This window comes from Pseudomonas muyukensis, assembly GCF_019139535.1.
GTDB classification, from domain to species: domain Bacteria; phylum Pseudomonadota; class Gammaproteobacteria; order Pseudomonadales; family Pseudomonadaceae; genus Aquipseudomonas; species Aquipseudomonas muyukensis.
Genome location: NZ_CP077073.1, coordinates 3,287,292 through 3,305,674, shown reverse-complemented (window position 1 = coordinate 3,305,674; position 18,383 = coordinate 3,287,292). Strand labels below are relative to the sequence as shown.

17 protein-coding genes are annotated in these 18,383 nt (G+C 64.7%); 11 read left to right on the top strand and 6 right to left on the bottom strand.

Going from position 1 to position 18,383, the window contains the following annotated elements; translation table 11 throughout:
* Window positions 1–3: 3 nt before the first annotated feature.
* On the bottom strand, window positions 4–3,471 hold the full coding sequence (locus KSS95_RS14775; protein WP_217847820.1) for a response regulator: 3,468 nt from the start codon (window positions 3,469–3,471) through the stop codon (window positions 4–6).
* 252 nt (window positions 3,472–3,723) lie between these two features.
* On the opposite strand from KSS95_RS14775, the gene KSS95_RS14770 reads away from it, so the two are divergent.
* Window positions 3,724–4,074: a response regulator gene (locus tag KSS95_RS14770; protein ID WP_217847819.1), complete on the top strand. Its 351-nt coding sequence runs from the start codon at window positions 3,724–3,726 to the stop codon at window positions 4,072–4,074.
* Between the two features lie 150 nt (window positions 4,075–4,224).
* Here KSS95_RS14770 and cobF read toward each other — a convergent pair whose 3' ends face one another.
* Entirely contained in the window at window positions 4,225–4,974 is a 750-nt protein-coding gene (cobF, locus tag KSS95_RS14765) for a precorrin-6A synthase (deacetylating) (RefSeq protein ID WP_217847818.1), read from the bottom strand.
* Window positions 4,975–5,096: 122 nt separating this feature from the next.
* On the bottom strand, window positions 5,097–6,386 hold the full coding sequence (locus KSS95_RS14760) for an OprD family porin (protein WP_217847817.1): 1,290 nt from the start codon (window positions 6,384–6,386) through the stop codon (window positions 5,097–5,099).
* A 357-nt stretch (window positions 6,387–6,743) separates the two neighbouring features.
* On the opposite strand from KSS95_RS14760, the gene KSS95_RS14755 reads away from it, so the two are divergent.
* The 3 genes from KSS95_RS14755 to KSS95_RS14745 all read left to right on the top strand — a co-directional run bounded on the left by KSS95_RS14755 (window position 6,744) and on the right by KSS95_RS14745 (window position 8,175).
* The gene (locus KSS95_RS14755) at window positions 6,744–7,103 is read left to right on the top strand and encodes a histone-like nucleoid-structuring protein, MvaT/MvaU family (protein ID WP_217847816.1); all 360 of its coding nucleotides are present in this window, start codon (window positions 6,744–6,746) and stop codon (window positions 7,101–7,103) included.
* A 208-nt stretch (window positions 7,104–7,311) separates the two neighbouring features.
* The gene (gene gloA, locus KSS95_RS14750; RefSeq protein WP_217847815.1) at window positions 7,312–7,839 is read left to right on the top strand and encodes a lactoylglutathione lyase; all 528 of its coding nucleotides are present in this window, start codon (window positions 7,312–7,314) and stop codon (window positions 7,837–7,839) included.
* Between the two features lie 93 nt (window positions 7,840–7,932).
* Window positions 7,933–8,175: a hypothetical protein gene (locus KSS95_RS14745; RefSeq protein WP_217847814.1), complete on the top strand. Its 243-nt coding sequence runs from the start codon at window positions 7,933–7,935 to the stop codon at window positions 8,173–8,175.
* Window positions 8,176–8,228: 53 nt separating this feature from the next.
* Here the strand turns inward: KSS95_RS14745 and KSS95_RS14740 are convergent, their stop codons facing one another.
* Window positions 8,229–9,050: a shikimate 5-dehydrogenase gene (locus KSS95_RS14740; RefSeq protein WP_217847813.1), complete on the bottom strand. Its 822-nt coding sequence runs from the start codon at window positions 9,048–9,050 to the stop codon at window positions 8,229–8,231.
* Between the two features lie 162 nt (window positions 9,051–9,212).
* Between KSS95_RS14740 and KSS95_RS14735 the strand changes: the two genes are divergently transcribed.
* The 3 genes from KSS95_RS14735 (at window position 9,213) to KSS95_RS14725 (ending at window position 10,975) form a co-directional block, all read left to right on the top strand.
* On the top strand, window positions 9,213–9,557 hold the full coding sequence (locus KSS95_RS14735; protein ID WP_217847812.1) for a hypothetical protein: 345 nt from the start codon (window positions 9,213–9,215) through the stop codon (window positions 9,555–9,557).
* Between the two features lie 96 nt (window positions 9,558–9,653).
* Entirely contained in the window at window positions 9,654–10,055 is a 402-nt protein-coding gene (locus tag KSS95_RS14730; RefSeq protein WP_134689603.1) for a MerR family transcriptional regulator, read from the top strand.
* Window positions 10,056–10,075: 20 nt separating this feature from the next.
* Window positions 10,076–10,975: a hydroxymethylglutaryl-CoA lyase gene (locus KSS95_RS14725; protein WP_217847811.1), complete on the top strand. Its 900-nt coding sequence runs from the start codon at window positions 10,076–10,078 to the stop codon at window positions 10,973–10,975.
* A 539-nt stretch (window positions 10,976–11,514) separates the two neighbouring features.
* On the opposite strand, the gene KSS95_RS14720 is transcribed toward KSS95_RS14725, so the two are convergent.
* Complete coding sequence (locus tag KSS95_RS14720; RefSeq protein WP_217847810.1) at window positions 11,515–12,045, bottom strand: MgtC/SapB family protein; 531 nt, start codon at window positions 12,043–12,045, stop codon at window positions 11,515–11,517.
* A 190-nt stretch (window positions 12,046–12,235) separates the two neighbouring features.
* Here KSS95_RS14720 and KSS95_RS14715 point away from each other — a divergent pair, with 190 nt between their 5' ends.
* The 4 genes from KSS95_RS14715 (at window position 12,236) to KSS95_RS14700 (ending at window position 17,555) form a co-directional block, all read left to right on the top strand.
* Window positions 12,236–12,475, top strand: coding sequence for a DUF3203 family protein (locus tag KSS95_RS14715; protein WP_217847809.1), 240 nt, complete (start codon window positions 12,236–12,238; stop codon window positions 12,473–12,475).
* A gap of 121 nt (window positions 12,476–12,596) precedes the next feature.
* Window positions 12,597–14,006 carry a cytochrome c oxidase accessory protein CcoG gene (gene ccoG / locus KSS95_RS14710; protein ID WP_217847808.1) on the top strand — a complete coding sequence of 470 codons (1,410 nt, stop codon included), beginning with the start codon at window positions 12,597–12,599 and terminating at the stop codon, window positions 14,004–14,006.
* Between the two features lie 38 nt (window positions 14,007–14,044).
* Window positions 14,045–15,454: a GntR family transcriptional regulator MpaR gene (gene mapR / locus KSS95_RS14705; RefSeq protein ID WP_217847807.1), complete on the top strand. Its 1,410-nt coding sequence runs from the start codon at window positions 14,045–14,047 to the stop codon at window positions 15,452–15,454.
* Between the two features lie 55 nt (window positions 15,455–15,509).
* Window positions 15,510–17,555 (top strand): hybrid sensor histidine kinase/response regulator, encoded by a 2,046-nt coding sequence (locus KSS95_RS14700; protein ID WP_217847806.1) that lies wholly within the window; start codon window positions 15,510–15,512, stop codon window positions 17,553–17,555.
* Here KSS95_RS14700 and KSS95_RS14695 read toward each other — a convergent pair.
* Window positions 17,552–18,298 (bottom strand): SDR family oxidoreductase, encoded by a 747-nt coding sequence (locus KSS95_RS14695; protein ID WP_217847805.1) that lies wholly within the window; start codon window positions 18,296–18,298, stop codon window positions 17,552–17,554. The genes KSS95_RS14700 and KSS95_RS14695 overlap by 4 nt on opposite strands.
* Window positions 18,299–18,383: the final 85 nt, after the last annotated feature.

Genomic DNA, 18,383 nt, shown 5'->3' with positions numbered 1-18,383 from the left:
ATTTCAGATTCGCTCCAATTGCGGCAGCCAGACCCGGATCAACGAGAACAGGCGGTCCAGGTCGATCGGTTTGGCCAGGTAGTCGTTGGCGCCGGCCTGCAGGCAACGCTGCTGGTCGTCCTTCATCGCCTTGGCGGTCACGGCGATGATCGGCAACTTGCGCCAGCGTGGCTGCTGGCGGATCAGCCGGGTCGCCTCGTAGCCGTCCATTTCCGGCATCATCACGTCCATCAGCACCAGGTCGATGTCGTCGTTGGCCTCCAGGCACTCGATGGCCTCGCGCCCGTTGCGGCCGATCTCGACGATGGCGCCCTTGTGCTCCAGGGCGCTGGTCAGGGCAAAGATGTTGCGCACATCGTCGTCCACCAGCAGAATCCGCCGCCCCTCGAACACCTTGTCGCGGCTGCGCGCGGTCTTGAGCATGCGCTGGCGTTCGTTGGACAGCTGCGACTCGACCTTGTGCAGGAACAGCGTGACCTCGTCGAGCAGGCGCTCGGGCGAGCGCGCGCCCTTGATGATGATCGAGCGCGAGTACTTGAGCAGGTCGGCTTCCTCCTCGCGGGTGAGGTTGCGCCCGGTGTAGACGATCACCGGCGGGAAACTGCGGATGTCCTCGGCGGTCATGCGCTTGAGCAGCTCGTTGCCGAGCATGTCGGGCAGCTTGAGGTCGATGATCATGCAGTCGTAGATATTCTCGCGCAGCAGCGCCAGGGCGTCCTGGGCCAGGGCCACGGCGGTGATCTCGATGTCGTCGTCGCCAATCAGGCGGGCGATGCTGTCGCGCTGCAGGTCGTCGTCCTCGACCAGCAGGATGTGCTTGAGCTTCTGCGTGAGCTTGGCCTCCAGGCGGCCGAACACCGCCTTGAGCTCCTCGCGGCTGGTGGGCTTGACCGCGTAGCCCACCGCACCCATGTGCATCGCCGCCTCGACCCGGTCTTCCACGGAAATGATGTGCACCGGGATATGCCGGGTGCTGGCCTGCTCCTTGAGGCGTTGCAGCACGGTCAGCCCGGAATGGTCGGGCAGGCGCATGTCCAGCAGGATGGCGTCGGGCAGGTAGTGCGCGGCCAGCTCGAAGCCCTCGTCGGCGGCGTGGGCGACCAGGCAGCTGTAGCCCAGTTCATGGGCCAGGTCGTAGAGGATGCGGGCGAAGTTCGGCTCGTCCTCGATCACCAGGATGCAGCGGTTGCCGAACGGCGCTCGCTCGCGGTCGTCGGCGAAGGTCGGGGTCGGGCGCTCGGTCCGGACCGGGGCACTGGCCGGCGGTGCCGGCGGCAGTTCATCGACCGCCGGGCGCAGGCTGTGAACCTCGGCCTGTTGCGCGTTGGGTTCGAAGTGCTCGGGCAGGATCAGGCTGAACACGCTGCCCTGCCCCGGGCTGCTGTCGACGCTGATCTGGCCGCCGAGCAGGTGCGCCAGGTCGCGGGAGATCGACAGCCCCAGGCCGGTGCCGCCATAGCGGCGGTTGCTGGTGCCGTCGACCTGGTGGAACGCGCCGAAGATCGCCTGCTGCTGGTCGGCGGCAATGCCGATGCCGGTGTCGCGCACGGCGAACACGATGCCCACGCCGTTCTGGTGGCTGATGCGCAGGTTGACCTGGCCGCGCTCGGTGAACTTGATGGCGTTGGACAGCAGGTTCTTGAGGATCTGCTCCAGGCGCTGGCGGTCGGTGAACAAGGTCGCCGGCAAGGGCTGCTCGAGGTGCACCTCGAAGCCCAGGCCCTTGTCCTGGGCCAGGGGCCGGAACATGCCCTGCAAACCTTCGACCAGTCGCGCCAGGGGCGTGGTCTCGGCGCGCACTTCGAGCTTGCCGGCCTCGACCTTGGCAATGTCGAGGATGTCGTTGATGAGGTTGAGCAAGTCGTTGCCGGCCGAATAGATCGACTCGGCGAACTTGACCTGGTCCGCGCTCAAGTTGCCTTCGGCGTTCTCGGCCAGCAGCTTGGCCAGGATCAAGGAGCTGTTGAGCGGTGTGCGCAGCTCGTGGGACATGTTGGCGAGGAATTCGGACTTGTACTTGCTCGAACGTTGCAGGTCGTCGGCGCGGGCCTGCAACTCCACCTGGGCCTGGTTCAGCTCGCCGTTCTTGCGGTCCAGGGCCTCGGTGCGCTCGGCCAGCTGTTCGTTGGTCTGCTCAAGCTCGGCCTGCTGGGTTTCCAGGTGGGCCTGGGACTCCTTGAGCACCCGCGACTGTTCCTCCAGCTCTTCGTTGGCGGTCTTGAGCTCTTCCTGTTGCACTTGCAGCTCTTCGTTGAGCTGCTGGGTCTCGGCCAGCACCTCCTGCAGGCGCTGGCGATAGCGTGCGCTCTCGATGGAGATGCCCAGGTTGCCGGTCACCCGCTCGAGCATCTCCAGGTCGCGCTCGTGCAGGGGCCGCAAAAAGCCCAGCTCCAGCACGCCGTTGATCTGCCCGTCGTCACTGGCCGGCAGCAGCACACCACTGCGTGGCAGGCCGCTGCCAAGGCCCGAGCTCAACCGGTAGTAGTCCTCGGGCAGCGCATCCAGGCGCAGCAGGCGCCCCTGGCGCAGGGCCTGGGTCAACAGGCCGCCATGTTCGCCCACTACCTGTTCGCTGGCCTGTTGCTCGGCCGTCAGGCCGTAACTGGCCACCCGCACCAGGCTACCGTGCTCGTCGCGCACATACAGCGCGCCCACCACGCTGCCCAGGTAGCCGGCGAAGAAGCGCAGAATATTGTCGCCCAGCATCGGCAGGGTCAGTTGCCCCAGCACCTGCTCGGCCAGTTGCGTCTGCCCGGTGCGCAGCCAGGCCTGGTGCTCCAGGCGCTCGGCGCTGCGCTGCTGGGCCTGCAAGTTGTCGACGTAGCTGGCCGACAACGCCAGCAGGTCGCGACGCCCCAGGTAGGCGAGCAAGGCGCTCAGGGCAACGATGAACAGCACGAAGGCGCTGATGGCAATCACCGTGACGCTGCTGACCGTCTCGGTACGGGCCATGCGCAACTGCTGCTCGGTGCCGATCAGGCCATCGAACTCCTTGCGGATCTCGTCGGTGATGCGCTTGCCACGGCCATTGCCAATGGACAGCTGGAAGTCACCCTTGCTGCGCCGCAGGCTGATCATCTCGCTGGCGAAATCGTTCCAGGCACGTTGCAAGGCCACCAGACGATCGATCCGCTCGACCTGCTGGGGGTTGTCCGCGACCATGCCCTTCAAGCCCTCGAGGCTGCTGAAGATGCGTGGCTTGGCCACTTCATAGGGGTCGAGGAAGCGCTCGTCGCCAGTGATCAGGAAACCGCGCATGCCGGTTTCCATGTCGATCGACAGCTTGACCGTTTCGTTGGCATTGCCAATGACCCGGTCGGTGTGCTCCACCCATTGCATGGCCGAGAGCAGGTAGTTGATCACCGCGACGAACGCCACGGCGCCCAGGAGCCCCACCGCCAGAGGCAGGCCAACGTTGCGGCTGAGCAGCTTGCGAAAACTGCGCTGGTCCATCGAGGCTGCTTGAATCATCAGAAAATGCCCGCGTGAAAAAGTCCATTGAACAGTGTGGCGATACGTCTTGTAGGTGTTGCCCTGCGCCAGACCGACCGGGAAATACAGCGAGTCTAACCAGCTTTCGCCATTCTGGCAGGGCATTTAGCCAGTATTTGAAGGCGCGTGCCGCCAATCGTTCCATCTATTTGTCCATGCCGGTAAGCTTGGGAACTTCTGCCCTTGCCGCGGGCACAGAGTAGAGACCATTCACCGAAACAGGATCCACCCATGCACCTTCTGGTAGTCGAAGACGACGACATCGTTCGCATGCTGATAGTCGAAGTGCTCGACGAACTGGGCTACACCGCCATCGAGGCGGACAGCGCCAGCACCGCCCTGAAGATTCTCCAAGACCAGCAGCAGCCCCTGGCACTGTTGATGACCGACGTCGGCCTGCCCGATATGCGCGGCGAGGAACTGGCGGGCAAGGCCCGGGAAATCCGCCCGTTGCTGCCAGTGCTGTTCGCCAGTGGCTATGCCGAGAGCGTCGAGGTACCGCCGGGTATGCACCTGATCGGCAAGCCCTTTAGCATTGAGCAATTGCGCGACAAGGTAGTGAGTATCCTCGGCACGCCTTGAGCCCACCCGTGTTTAAATGGGTACTTTTGCCTCAAGGCCCTCTGCCATGCCTCATCTTCTGGTCATTGCCCATGCCTGGCCCACTCCGTGCGCCGGCAGCGCCGGGCTTCACCGGTGCCATGCTGCGGCGCTGTAGCCCCCTGTAGGTGCCTACAGCGCGCGGCGCAGCAGGTAAGTGTCCATGATCCAGCCCTTGCGCCGGCGGGCGGCCTCGCGCAATTGCACGATGCGTGACTTGACCTCCTGCAGCGGCCCCTGCACCAGCAGTTCATCCGCCGTGCCCAGGTAGGCGCCCCAATAGATCAGCAAGTGCGGATCGTCCAACGCGGCAAATGCACACTGGCCGTCGAGCATCACCAGCACGTTGTCGATTCGCGCCTGCTCGCCCAGGCGTCGCCCCGGCAGCACGGTCAGCGGCTCGCCGATGCGATTGAGGGGGATCTGATGGCGGGCGGCCAGGGCCTGGATGCTGCTGATCCCAGGGATCACCTCCAGCGCCAAGGCCACGCCAGCCAGGCGCACCCGCTCGAGAATGCGCAGCGTGCTGTCGTAAAGGCCTGGCTCGCCCCAAAGCAGGAACGCACCGACCTCGTCGCCAGCCAGCTCCTGTTCCAGCAACCGGGCGTACAGTGCCGCGCGCTGGCCGTGCCAGTCTTGCACGGCGCCGACATAGTCGCTGGCCGCGCCATCCCGGCACGGGTCGGCGACCTGCACCAGGCGATAACCGCCCTGGGGCAGGTAGCGTTCGAGAATGGCCCGGCGCATGCGCACCAGGTCTTGCTTGTCCGCGCCCTTGTCGAGCACGAAGAACACCGTGGCACGGCGTAGCGCATCCACGGCCTCGTAGGTGATCTGCCGCGGATCGCCCGGGCCGATGCCGATCAGTAGAAGCTTTTTCATCCCCTGCCCCGCCGAGTGTGGTGCTTCACAAATGACGCGCCAATTATGGGGCGTATTTGCAAAGCACCACACCATGAACCGGTGGTCATTGTCGACCGACCAGCGGCCGGGGTAAAGGCGCCTTAGAAGATCGAGAAGTTGTAGCTGACGATGACGCGGGTCTCATCCATGTCGCGCGCCCACTTCTCGTAGTTGCTGCGGTAGGTGGAGTTACGCAGGCGCACGCTGACATCCTTGAAGGTACCGCTCTGTACCTGGTACTTGAGCTCGGTGTCGCGTTCCCATTCCTTGCCTTCGGCGTTGCTGCCCGGGACCTTGATGTTGTCACCGTTGATGTAACGGGTGAAGAAGGTCAGGCCAGGCACGCCCAGGGCCTTGAAGTCATAGTCGTAACGCAGCTGCCAGGAACGCTCCTGGGCGGCGGCGAAGTCATTGACCTGGGCGTAGTTGACCAGATACGGGTTGGTGCCATCGAGGTACGGCATGGCGCTGTCGCCGTACATGCGCTGCCAGCCGGCACTGATCTTGTGGCCGCCCAGGCTGTAGCCGAGCATGCCGCTGAAGGCGCGGTGGTCGATCTGGCCGGCGCGGGCGTTACCGATGTCGTCGCTCTTGATCACCCGCAGGTCGGCCGACAGGGTGCCGACGTCCAGTGGCTGGCTGGCTACCAGGCCGAGGAAGTGCTGGCGGTAGATGTTTTCCAGCTTGGAGACCTGGTACTGGGCGCTGAGGCGCTCGTTGAAGCGGTAGTCGACGCCAGCCAGGTCGAAGTGATCGGCCTCGATGTCGCAGGCGTAGCGCTTGTTCTTGCAGTGGACGCGAATGTCCTGGCGGTCGGTGGAGTCCCGCGCGGTGTACTGGTTCAGGCGGGCCAGGGTGAACTTCAGGTCGCGCACTTGCTCGCTGGTCAGCCAGGCACCATGGAACATGGTCGGCAGCAGACGGCCGTCGTTGTACTTGAGCAACGGCACATCGGGCATCATCGAGCCGTACTTGAGCACGGTCTTGGAAACCTTGACCTTGCCGGCGATGCCCATCTTGGCGTACTGGTCGGCCGAGTGGCGCGGATCGTGGCCGGACGACGGCAACAGGCCGCTGTTACTGTCGGCCGGACTCGAGTCCAGCTTGAAACCGACCATGCCCAGGGCATCGACGCCGAAGCCTACCGGGCCCTGGGTATAACCGGACTGGACATTGAGGATGAACCCCTGGGCCCATTCTTCGCGTTTCGACGCGCCCTGGCTGGAACTGCTGTGGCCGTCACGAAAGTCCCGGTTGAAATAGACATTGCGTGCTTCGACCTTGGCACTGCTGTCTTCAAGAAAACCAGCGGCCTGGGCGTTGGCACCGACACACAGGAAGAACAGGCCGGCAACTCGGCGCCCGGGGGCGAGGGGAAAAGGGGCAAACATGCGAACAAAACATCCAAAAGAAGGGCAAAAAACGATCCGGGCAATCGACTGCACCGGCACTACGGGATGAGCGAATACATTTCGACCATCATCCATAATTTTCACCCAGGGCCTCTAGCCCGCACCATGGGACCATGGTCTAAGGCCCCGGCCAGATACCCTTGCAGGGAAGTTCGAATACCGCGCGAAAAACCGCCAAAGTTCCCGGCTTATTGATTGAAAGTTTGCTGTTTACCCCTGTGCAGGCGATGTCTACACTGACACTCAGCGAACAGCTATACCCATCCGCGTGGCCGGCGTTTAGTCCAGTTTATGTTCGTCACGTCATGCCACCGCAGACTTACAGGAGTGATGACAGTGTCCAGACTTGCAGAGTTTCGTGCTGCCGAAAAAGCGCTTCAGGAACAGATGGCACAACTGGAGGCGCTGAAAAAGGATGCCGGCCTTAAACGCGAAATCGAATTCGAGCAGAAACTAGTCGGCCTGATGAAAAGCTACGACAAGAGCCTGCGCGACATCGTCGCCATCCTCGACCCAAAAGCCAGCCAGCGTGCCCCGGCCGTGGCCGCCAAGCAGCAGCGCCGCCCGCGGGTGGTGAAGGTCTACGAGAACCCGCATACCGGCGAGCTGATCGAAACCAAGGGTGGCAACCACCGTGGCCTGAAGGCCTGGAAGCAACAGTACGGCGCACAGACGGTGGAAACCTGGGTGCGCTGATGAAACCTCGACACCCGCTTCACACTTTTTTCACAAGCACAGGCTCAGTATCGAACCAGCTAAAGGACTAGCGACCCCATCACGCGCCCGCACATGCGGGCCTCTAATTCCAGCGCCCCGCCTTCGTGCGGGGCGCTTTCATTTGCGCTGCCGGCTGACTCCCGTATCATGACCCGCCTCTACCAAGGCCCTGATTCTGGAGTACCCCATGAGCCTGCACGATCTTCAAGCGCTGCCCGGCGTCACCGCCCAGCCAGACACCGCCACCGCCCAGTTCGTCTTCAACCACACCATGCTGCGGGTCAAGGACATCGAGAAGTCCCTGGACTTCTACACCCGTGTCCTGGGCTTTCGCCTGGTGGACAAACGCGACTTCCCGGAGGCGGCCTTCAGCCTGTACTTCCTGGCCCTGGTCGACCCGGCGCAGATTCCGACCGACGATGCCGAACGCCACCGGTGGATGAAGTCGATCCCGGGCGTGCTCGAGCTGACCCACAACCACGGCACCGAGAACGACCCGGCGTTCGCCTACCACAACGGCAATACCGACCCTCGCGGTTTTGGCCACATCTGCATTTCGGTGCCGGACGTGCGGGTTGCCTGCGCGCGTTTCGAGGCGCTGGACGTGCCCTTCCAGAAGCGCCTGCAAGATGGCCGCATGAACCACCTGGCCTTCGTCAAGGACCCGGATGGCTACTGGGTCGAAGTGATCCAGCCGACCGACCTGCAAGGCTGAAGCCGCGCGTCACGCTCGTCGGGCCGAACACCTGCGGCCCCTCGCTGTGGTATACGGAAGGAACTGCTTTCCAGCCACAGCGAGGTCAGGACGATGCAAACCCTTCACTGTGAATACCGCGATCACCACATCACCGCCAGCGTGATGCCCCACCCCGACTCCCCCCTGCCCTATGCGGCCGGCTGCCTGATCACCGATCCCCATGGCCACACCAGCAAGCGCATTTCCATGCCGATGAAATTCTTCAGCGACCTGGAAAATGCCCAGCACGTCTCCCTGGCCCATGGCCGGGCGCTGGTCGACCAGCAGCTGGACCAGGGCCAGAAGACGTTCTAGGTAGGACGGCGAACACCGGCGTAGCCGGTGCGCGCCTACGGCATGAGGCTGGGCTAGATATCCCGGGCGTACGCCACCGCCGCCGCCACTTGTGCATCGCTTGGGCGCACGCCGGTGTACAACACGAATTGCTCCAGCGCCTGCAGGGCAATCACCTCCAGCCCGGTGATCAGCGGCTTGCCCAGCGCTTGAGCCGCCTGGATCAACGGCGTGCGCTCCGGCATCGCCACCACGTCGAACACCCACTCGGCTGCGGCGATGGCCGTCTCGGCAAAGGCCAGCTGCTGCGCCTCGGGCCCACCGGCCATGCCGATCGGGGTGACGTTGATCAGCATCGGCGGGCACAGGTCGCCCAGCTCGGGCAACCAGCGATAACCGCAGACATCCGCCAACTGGCGCCCGGCCTGCTCATTGCGCGCGACGATGGTGCCCTCGGCGAACCCGGCGTCGCGCAGCGCGCTGGCCACGGCCTTGGCCATGCCACCACTGCCGCGCAGGGCGAAGCCGGTCGCCGGGTCGAGCTGATGCTGCGCCAGCAACTGGCGCACCGCCAGGTAGTCGGTGTTATAGGCCTTGAGATGCCCAGCGGTATTGACCAGGGTATTGACCGACTCGATGGCCGCCGCCGAGGGGTCGACTTCATCCACCAGCGCCATGCAGGCTTCCTTGTACGGCATCGACACACCACAGCCACGCACCCCCAGGGCGCGGATGCCCGCCACCGCCGCCGGCAGGTCCTGGGTGGTCATGGCCTTGTAGTAGTAGTCCAGGCCCAACTGCTGGTACAGGTGGTTGTGAAAGCGCACGCCGAAGGTACCGGGGCGACCGGCCAAGGAAATGCACAGGACCGTGTCCCGGCTGGGTGGAATGATCATCGCGACTCCTGCAAACATGGCTGAAACGATTGCGCCAGCGTAGCAGACCCTGCCGCCGGTCGCCCCTTACACAACCTTTACCCTTTGCCTGCGCTCGCTTGACCGGGGGCGCGGTCATAGTAGTCAGGCCCCAAGCCTGGGGTCGTCCTGCGAGGTGTCAGCATGAAACGTCTACTCCCCGGTATCGCCCTGCTGGTTGGCGCGCTGGCCATCAGCGGCCAGGCCGCCGCCCATGGTGGCGGCTGGTATGGCCCGGGGCCGGTGATCGGCGCGGCCGTGGTTGGCGCAGTGGTGGGCGCGGCCGTGAGCGGTGGGCATGACCGCACGCTGTATGTGGAGCGCCAGCCGGCTTACTATGCGCCGCCGCCGGTCTATGTCCAGGCGCCCCCGCCGCCGGTGTACTACCAGCCCTATGTGGTCGAGCGCTATGCCCCGGCTCCGCCACCGCCGGTCTATCGGCGCTATTACGGACCGCCAGCGGTCTACTACGGCCCACCGCGCTGGTGAACCGCAGGCCTGGTGGCTGGCCTGGACCTGCCGCCAGCTTGACGTATACGTCAAGCTGGCATTAGGTTAGCGGCATTCCTTGCCCCGAGCACGAGCATGAGCAGCCAGACCTACAGCATCTCCGACCTGTCCCGCGAACTGGACATCACCACCCGCGCCATCCGCTTCTATGAGGAGCAGGGCCTGCTCAGCCCCGAACGACGCGGCCTGGAGCGCATCTACTCGGCGCGCGACAAGGTCACCCTCAAGCTGATCCTGCGCGGCAAGCGCATTGGTTTCTCGCTGGCAGAATGCCGCGAACTGATCGAGCTCTACGACCCCTCCGGCGGCAACCAGAAGCAGCTGCACAGCATGCTGGCCAAGATCGCCGAGCGCCGCGCCCAGCTGGAGCAGCAGATGCTCGATATCCAGCAGATGCACCTGGAGCTGGACACCGCCCAGGAGCGCTGCGAGCAGGCCCTGGCCGCCACCTTGAACACACCGCACAACCACCGTTGATCCGTCACAGGAAGCCTGCCATGACATTGCCCGAGAAAGTCCGCCTGGTCGAAGTCGGCCCGCGCGACGGCCTGCAGAACGAAGCCCAGCCCATCAGTGTCGCCGACAAGGTGCGCCTGGTGGACGACCTCAGCGAGGCGGGGCTGGGGTATATCGAGGTGGGCAGTTTCGTGTCGCCCAAGTGGGTGCCGCAGATGGCGGGTTCCAGCGAAGTGTTCGCCGGCATTCGCCAGCGCGAAGGTGTTACCTATGCCGCGCTGGCCCCCAACCTGCGTGGCTTCGAAGACGCCCTGGCCGCCGGGGTGAAGGAAGTGGCGGTGTTCGCCGCCGCGTCGGAGTCATTCTCGCAACGCAATATCAACTGCTCGATCAGCGAGAGCCTGAAGCGCTTCGAGCCGATCATGGAGGCGGCGCGCAACCATGACATACGGGTGCGCGGTTATGTCTCCTGCGTGCTCGGCTGCCCGTACGAGGGGGCTGTTCGCGCCGAACAGGTCGCATCAGTGGCCCGCGCCCTGCACCAGATGGGCTGCTACGAGGTATCGCTGGGCGACACCATCGGCACCGGCACCGCCGGTGCTACCCGCCGGCTGTTCGAGGTGGTCTCGGCGCAGGTGCCCCGCGCGCAGCTGGCCGGGCATTTCCACGACACCTATGGCCAGGCGCTGGCCAACGTCTACGCCAGCCTGCTCGAAGGCATCAGCGTGTTCGACAGCTCCGTGGCCGGCCTGGGCGGCTGCCCGTATGCCAAGGGCGCCACGGGCAACGTCGCCAGCGAGGATGTGGTGTACCTGCTGCAAGGACTGGGCATCGACACCGGCATCGACCTGGACCGCCTGATTGCCGCCGGCCTGCGCATCAGCGAGGTGCTGGGCCGCGTCACCGGTTCGCGCGTGGCGCGCGCACGGACCGCGCACTGATTCACACGATTGTCACAGCAGTGTGGGTGGAGTGTTACCGCCTACACGCCCGCCAGCGAAAAATCGGGTAACAGGGAAACAAATCGACAAAATTTCACGTGCCACGAATGCTTCAAAAATGTCCAAGCCGTTGATTTTAAAGGCTTTTAAAAAGTTGGCACGGCACCTGCTATATCTTCTGGCATAACAAGAACAAAAAACGCGATACCTAATAAAAACAACAGAGAACGGCTCTGACATAACAAGAACAACACGGCAGAGGCGTAGCAAGCAGATTTTTTTGGAGTCGACGTGCTTTCCTGGGGTACAGGCCCCGCAGCCGGACACAGAACAATAAAACTACCTCCGAGGTAGCGACCGTCCAGGTTGGATCACGTGCGATGAACGCAGGTCAGCGCTCAAAAAAATACGTTTGCTCTTGGCCCCGGTTGGGGGCCCCGCAACACCGAGACCACGGCTGACAAAAACAACAACGGGCCCGTCTCCAATAATAATAAAAGAGCAAGCAACAACGCTTATGAGGGGAGCTTCGGCTCCCCTCAGTGCTTCCTGCCCTCCTCCTTGCCCTCCTCCTCCCGGCGCTTCTCCTCCTGTTCCCCTTCCACCTTCTCCACCAGCACCGGCATGCTGGCCAATACCAGCAGCGCCAGCACCGTGCTGATCAGTGCCGTGGCTTCACGGCCCATGCCGGCGGCGGTACCTATGGCTGCGGTCATCCACAGCCCGGCGGCGGTGGTCAATCCTTTCACGTGGCTGGTGTCCTGGCCGTTGCCCTTGAGGATGGTGCCCGCGCCGAGAAAACCGATCCCGGCGACGATACCCTGGATCACCCGGCTCAGGGCCTGCTCATCGGCGCCGGCCATGCCCGGCGCCAGCACGAACAGCGCCGCGCCCATGGACACCAGCATGTGGGTGCGCACCCCGGCCGACTTGCCCTTGCTTTCGCGCTCGAAGCCCAGCACCGCGCCCAGTACGGCGGCCATCAGCAGGCGTAAGAGGATGCGCGTCACTTCGCCTTCGTCGGTGATATCGGCGAATTCGGCCTGAATGACCGCGCCTATCGTTTGCATGAGCGTTTCCATCCCAACCTCCAGCAGAGCCGGTAGCAGCCAGCGTTGTTGGCGAACCAGGCACCGCGGCGCCTACACAGATGACCCTGGCGCGCGCGCCAAGTGCCCAGCGCACCACCCAGCGCAACGATGCAGCATCTGCCCTTGCGCTGCTGTCCACTGCTGTAACCACCCACCGGAGGTCACCCCCATGCCCGTTGAAGTCGACCCCAGCACCCGTCGTTGCACCTTGATCGGCGACCATATACGCCTGGAAGGCAGCGGCCCTGAAATCGAGATCGTCACCGATGAACAGTTGCGCATGTCGCTGGCCATCCTGGCCGGCGAGCGCATTCCCATCACCGAAAGCGAAGCCGACGCGTTGACTGTCGCAGGTGCGGTGGATAGCCGCAGGCATCTGAAGAGCAGCGCTCCAGGCTCGGTAATTTAAGGGCCGGATGCCAAACACGGGGAATCTGATACGGTTTTTATCGACATGTCTGAGTCTGTGCTGCAAACAGATTGGGGGCCATAGTGCCCGGGCCTGATCGAGGCCTGATGAGCGATGAACCATGAGCGATAGAATCCCCTTCCGAGTCATCGAGATTGACCCCGCCGCCAGCCACAAGAGCAAAAGCCAGAGCGCTGGCGGCATCCATACCCGCAGTTTCAGCGGCTTCTACCGCAACCTGCGCATCCTCTTCGCCGGCGCGCTGTTCGTGCTGTTCTTCGGCACCGCCTGGTTGCAGTGGAACGGCCGCCAGGCGGTGCTCTGGGACCTGGCCGAAAGCAAGTTCCACATCTTCGGCGCCACCTTCTGGCCGCAGGATTTCATCCTCCTGTCGGCACTGTTGATCATCTGCGCCTTCGGCCTGTTCGCCATCACCGTGTTCGCCGGCCGCGTCTGGTGCGGCTACAGTTGCCCGCAGAGCACCTGGACCTGGCTGTTCATGTGGTGCGAGAAAATCACCGAAGGCGACCGCAACCAGCGCATCAAGCTGGCCGCCGCGCCCTGGGGCGTGGAGAAGATCGCCCGGCGCAGCCTCAAGCACGGGCTGTGGCTGGCCATCGGCCTGCTCACCGGCCTGACGTTCGTTGGCTACTTCACCCCGATCCGGCCCCTGGCCGCAGAACTGTTCAGCCTCGAGCTGGGTGGCGTGGCACTGTTCTGGATCCTGTTCTTCACCGCCGCTACCTACCTCAACGCCGGCTGGCTGCGCGAGGCGGTGTGCATGCACATGTGCCCCTACGCGCGCTTCCAGAGCGTGATGTTCGACAAGGACACCCTGGCGGTGGCCTACGACCCCAGCCGCGGCGAAGCCCGTGGCCCGCGCAAGAAAGGCAGCGACCCGCGCAACCAGGGCCTGGGCGATTGCATCGACTGCACCCTGTGCGTGCAGGTCTGCCCCACCGGCATCGATATCCGTGACGGCCTGCAGATGGCCTGCATCGGCTGCGCCGCCTGTATCGACGCCTGCGATGGGGTGATGGACAAGATGGGCTACGCCCGCGGCCTGATCGGCTACAAGTCCGAGCACAACCTGCAAGGCGGCAAGACCCACTGGCTGCGCCCGCGCCTGCTGGGCTACGCCACGGCCCTGACGGTGATGATCGGCGCGCTGCTGGTCGCCCTGCAGATGCGCCCGATGGTGTCGATGGATGTGATCAAGGACCGCGGCCTGTTCCGCGAAAACGCCCTGGGCCAGATCGAGAACATCTACTTGCTCAAGATCATCAACAAGACCCAGGAACCCCAGCACTATCGCCTGCGTTTGGTGGACGCCGACGGCTTCGAGCTGCATGGGCGTACCGAAGTCACCCTGGCCGCCGGTGAGATGAGCGAGTTGCCGGTGTCGGTGGCGATGCTGGCCGAGCGCCCGGCCAGCAGCTCGCAGACGCTGACCTTCGAGATCCAGGACAGCGACCAGCCGGGCGTGCGCAGCACCGCCAACAGCCGTTTCGTTGCGCCGATGAACCGCTGATCCCTTACACTGAACCGACCTTGCCTGCCGAAACCACAATGAAACGCTACGAACGATTTGCCGACGACATTGCCGAACTGATCCGCTCCGGGGTCCTGGGCCCCGGCCAGCGGGTGCCTTCGGTGCGCTATGCCAGCCAGACCCACGGGGTCAGCCCGTCCACGGTATTCCAGGCCTACTACCTGCTGGAACGCCGCGGCCTGATCCGTGCCCGGCCGCGTTCGGGCTACTTCGTCAACGCCCATGCGCCACGCCCGTTCAACGAACCCCAGGCCCAGGCACCGGCCAGCGAGTCCACCGAGGTGGACGTCAGCGGCCTGGTGTTCTCGATCCTCGACTCGATCAAGGACCCGCACACCGTGCCGTTCGGCTCGGCATTCCCCAGCCCGGCGCTGTTCCCACTGCAGCGCCTGGCCCGCTCGCTGGCCAGCGCCAGCCGCGCCATGGACCCACGCATGGTGGTCACCGACCTGTCGCCGGGCAACCCGCAGCTACGCCGGCAGATCGCCCTGCGCTACATGGTCGCCGGGCTGATGCTGCCGATGGAGGAACTGCTGATCACCAACGGCGCGCTGGAAGCGCTCAACCTGTGCCTGCAGGCGGTCACCCAGCCGGGCGACCTGGTGGCCATCGAGGCGCCGGCCTTCTATGCCTGCCTGCAGGTGCTCGAACGCCTCAAGCTCAAGGCCGTGGAGATCCCGGTTCACCCACGCGAAGGCATGGACCTGGGGGTGCTGGCCCAGACCCTGGAGAAGCACCCGGTCAAGGCCGTGTGGTGCATGACCAACTTCCAGAACCCTGTGGGCGCGAGCATGCCGGAGGCGAAGAAACAGCAACTGGTGGAACTGCTGCGTCGCCACCAGGTGCCGCTGATCGAGGACGATGTCTACGCCGAGCTGTACTACGCGCAACAGGCCCCCAAACCCGCCAAGGCCTTCGACACCGAGGGCCTGGTGATGCATTGCGGTTCGTTCGCCAAGAGCCTGGCACCGGGCTATCGCATCGGCTGGGTCGCCGCCGGGCGCTTCGCCCAGAAGATCGAACGGCTCAAGCTGATGACCTCGCTGTGCGCCTCGATGCCGGCCCAGGCCGCCATCGCCGACTATCTGCAGCATGGCGGCTATGACCGCCACCTGCGCAAGCTGCGCTATGCCCTCGAGGGCCAGCAGGCCAACATGCTCGCCGCCATCGGCCGGCATTTCCCGGCGCAGACCCGGGTCAGCCAGCCTTCCGGCGGCTACTTCCTGTGGCTGGAGCTGCCCGAGCAAATGGACGCGCTGAAACTGTTCCACATGGCCCTGGCCCAGGGCATCAGCATCGCCCCGGGGCCGATCTTCTCGCCGACCCGGCGCTTCGGCAACTGCATCCGCCTGAACTACGGCAGCCCCTGGGGCGACGCCCCGGAACAGGCCATGGAGACCCTCGGGCGCATCGTGCGCTCGTTCTAGCCGACCAACGGGCAAGCAGGCTACAGTTGGGCACCGCCCAGCCCCGGACACCTGCATGCCCGAACCTGAAATCCTCGCGTTGCGCCAGCGCAACGCCGAACTCGAGCTCCGCCTGGCCCAGCGGGAAAGCGACGACAACCTGTACCGCTTCCTGTTCGACACCATGGACGAAGGGTTCTGTGTCATCGAGTTCTTCGACGGTCCCCATGGGCCACTGAGCGACTATGTGCATGTCGTGGCCAACGCCGCCTACGCCCGCCATGCCGGCATTGCCAATGTGGTCGGGCAGAAGCTGCGGGAAATGGTACCCGACGAAGCCGACGGCTGGGTGGCGCGCTATGGCGCGGTCCTGCGTACCGGCGAGCCGCTGCAGTTCGAGCAGGAGCTGGTGGCCACTGGCAGGGTACTGGCGGTCACCACGTTCCGTATCGAGCCGCCCGAACGTCGTCAGGTGGCAGTGCTGTTCAAGGATGTCACCGAGCGAAAGCGTGCCGAACACGCCTTGCAAGCGCTCAACGACCAGCTCGAACAGCGGGTCGCAGAGGCCCTGGCCGAGCGCGGCCTGTTCGCCGAGCTGGTCGAGCACAGCGTGGCACGGGTGTATGTGGTGAATACCGAACTGCGCTTGCTGGCCGTCAATCAGCGCGCGGTGAAAGACTTCGCGTTCCTCTTCGGGCATCGCCTCAAGGCAGGAGACAGCCTGCCCGAATGCCTGGCCAGTTTCCCCGAGGAGCGTGCGCGGTCCGAAGCCATGTGGCAGCGGGCGCTGGACGGCGAAAGCTACATCGAGACCATCGAGTACGGCCGTGGTGCTCGCCTGCGCCATTACGATCTGCGCTTCAACCCGCTACGCGATACCTGTGGCACGATCATCGGCGCCTACCTGTTCATCTATGACATCAGCCGCCAGGTCGATGAGCAGCAACGTCGGCTCAAGGCCGAGGACGCCCTGCGCCAGGCGCAGAAAATGGAAGCGGTGGGCCAGCTCACCGGCGGCATCGCCCACGATTTCAACAACCTGTTGGGCGGCATACTCGGCGCCCAGGAACTGCTGCGCCAACGCCTGGAACAAGGGCGCCACGCCGAAATCCCGGCCCTGCTCGACACTGCCGGGCACTCGGCCAAGCGCGCCGCCGCGCTGATCCACCGCCTGCTGGCCTTCTCCCGACGCCAGACCTTGCTGCCCCAGGCCACCGCGGTGGGCGAACTGGTCAAGGACATGGAAGACCTGATCCATCGCAGTGTCGGACCAGCCATCAGCGTGCAGGTGCAGTGCGCTACCGACCTGTGGCCATCCTTCATCGACCCGCCGCAACTGGAAAGCGCACTGCTCAACCTGTGCATCAACGCCCGGGACGCCCTACCGGCCGGCGGCATGATCGATATCAGATGCGACAACCGCTGGCTGGGCGACACCGATGCCGCCACCCTCGACCTGCCCTGCGGCCCGTACCTGTGCCTGAGCGTCCAGGACAATGGCCGCGGCATGGCGCAAGAAGTGCTGGCCAAAGCCATCGATCCGTTCTTCACCACCAAGCCGCTGGGCCAGGGTACCGGGTTGGGGCTGTCGATGGCCTATGGCTTCGTGCGCCAGTCCGGTGGTCAGTTGCAGATCACCTCCAGCCCGGGCGCTGGCACCCGGGTGGACCTGTACCTGCCGCGCCACGGCGAAGCCGCCATCGCCCAGCCTGCGCCCAGCGCGGCGCCCGCCCAGGTGCAACGCGCCGCAGCACGGATCCTGCTGGTCGAAGACCAGGCCGCGTTGCGCCTGGTCATCGGCGATGTGCTCGAAGAGCTCGGTCATCGCGTCGAAAGCGTGGAGCACGGCCCCGCCGCGCTGAAGCTGCTGGAAAGCGGCTATGTGCCGCAACTGCTGATCAGCGACATCGGCCTGCCCGCAGGGCTCAACGGCCGGCAAGTCGCCGAGCGCTGCCGTGCCCGCTTCCCAGGCTTGCCCGTGCTGTATATCACCGGCTACGACGAAAGCGCGGCACTGAGCGACGGCAAGCTGCCGCCGCGCACCCAGGTCCTGCTCAAGCCCTTCGAGCTGCCCGACCTGATCGACAGCGTCGCCGGGCTACTCGGCGACCTGGCACATTAGCGCCCACCGCTCAGGTCGATGAAGCTGCCGGTCGAATACGAGGCCTTGTCCGACAGCAACCAGAGGATGGCCTCGGCCACCTCCTCGGGTTGACCGCCGCGTCCCATCGGCAGGCCCGGCTCGAGCTTGGTGACCCGGTCGGGATCACCGCTCAAAGCATGGAAGCCGGTGTGGATGTAGCCAGGCCGCACGCCATTGACCCGCACGCCCTCGCCCGCCACTTCCTTGGCCAGGCCGACCGTGAAGGTATCCAGCGCGCCCTTGGACGCGGCATAGTCCACGTACTCGTTGGGCGAGCCCAGGCGCGCGGCCACGGACGACACATTGACGATCGCCCCACCCTGCCCGCCATGGCGCCGGGCCATGCGCAGCAGCGCGTGCTTGGCGCACAGGATCGGGCCGACAACGTTGCTCTTCATCACCTTGAGCAAGCGAAACTCGGACATCTCCTCGACCCGGCTCTGCTGGCCGATGGTGCCGGCGTTGTTCACCAGCGCGGTGACCCTGCCCAGCTCCTGGTCGACCCGTTGGAACAAGCGCACCACCTCATCCTCGACGCTGGCGTCGGCGCGCACGGCGATGGCCTCGGCGCCCAGCGCGCGAACCTGCGCCAGCACCGTCTCGGCGGCCTGGTCATCGGCGTGGTAGTTGATGCAGATGCGGTAACCCTGTTGCGCCGCCAGCAACGCGGTGGCGGCGCCAATGCCCCGGCTGGCGCCGGTGATGACGATAACCTTGTCCATGAGTCTGCCAAGTTGCGTGGAATAGGCTTGCAAGATTAGGGGAAAAGATCTGTCAGGAGCAATGAGTAACCGCTGGCGCCAGCCT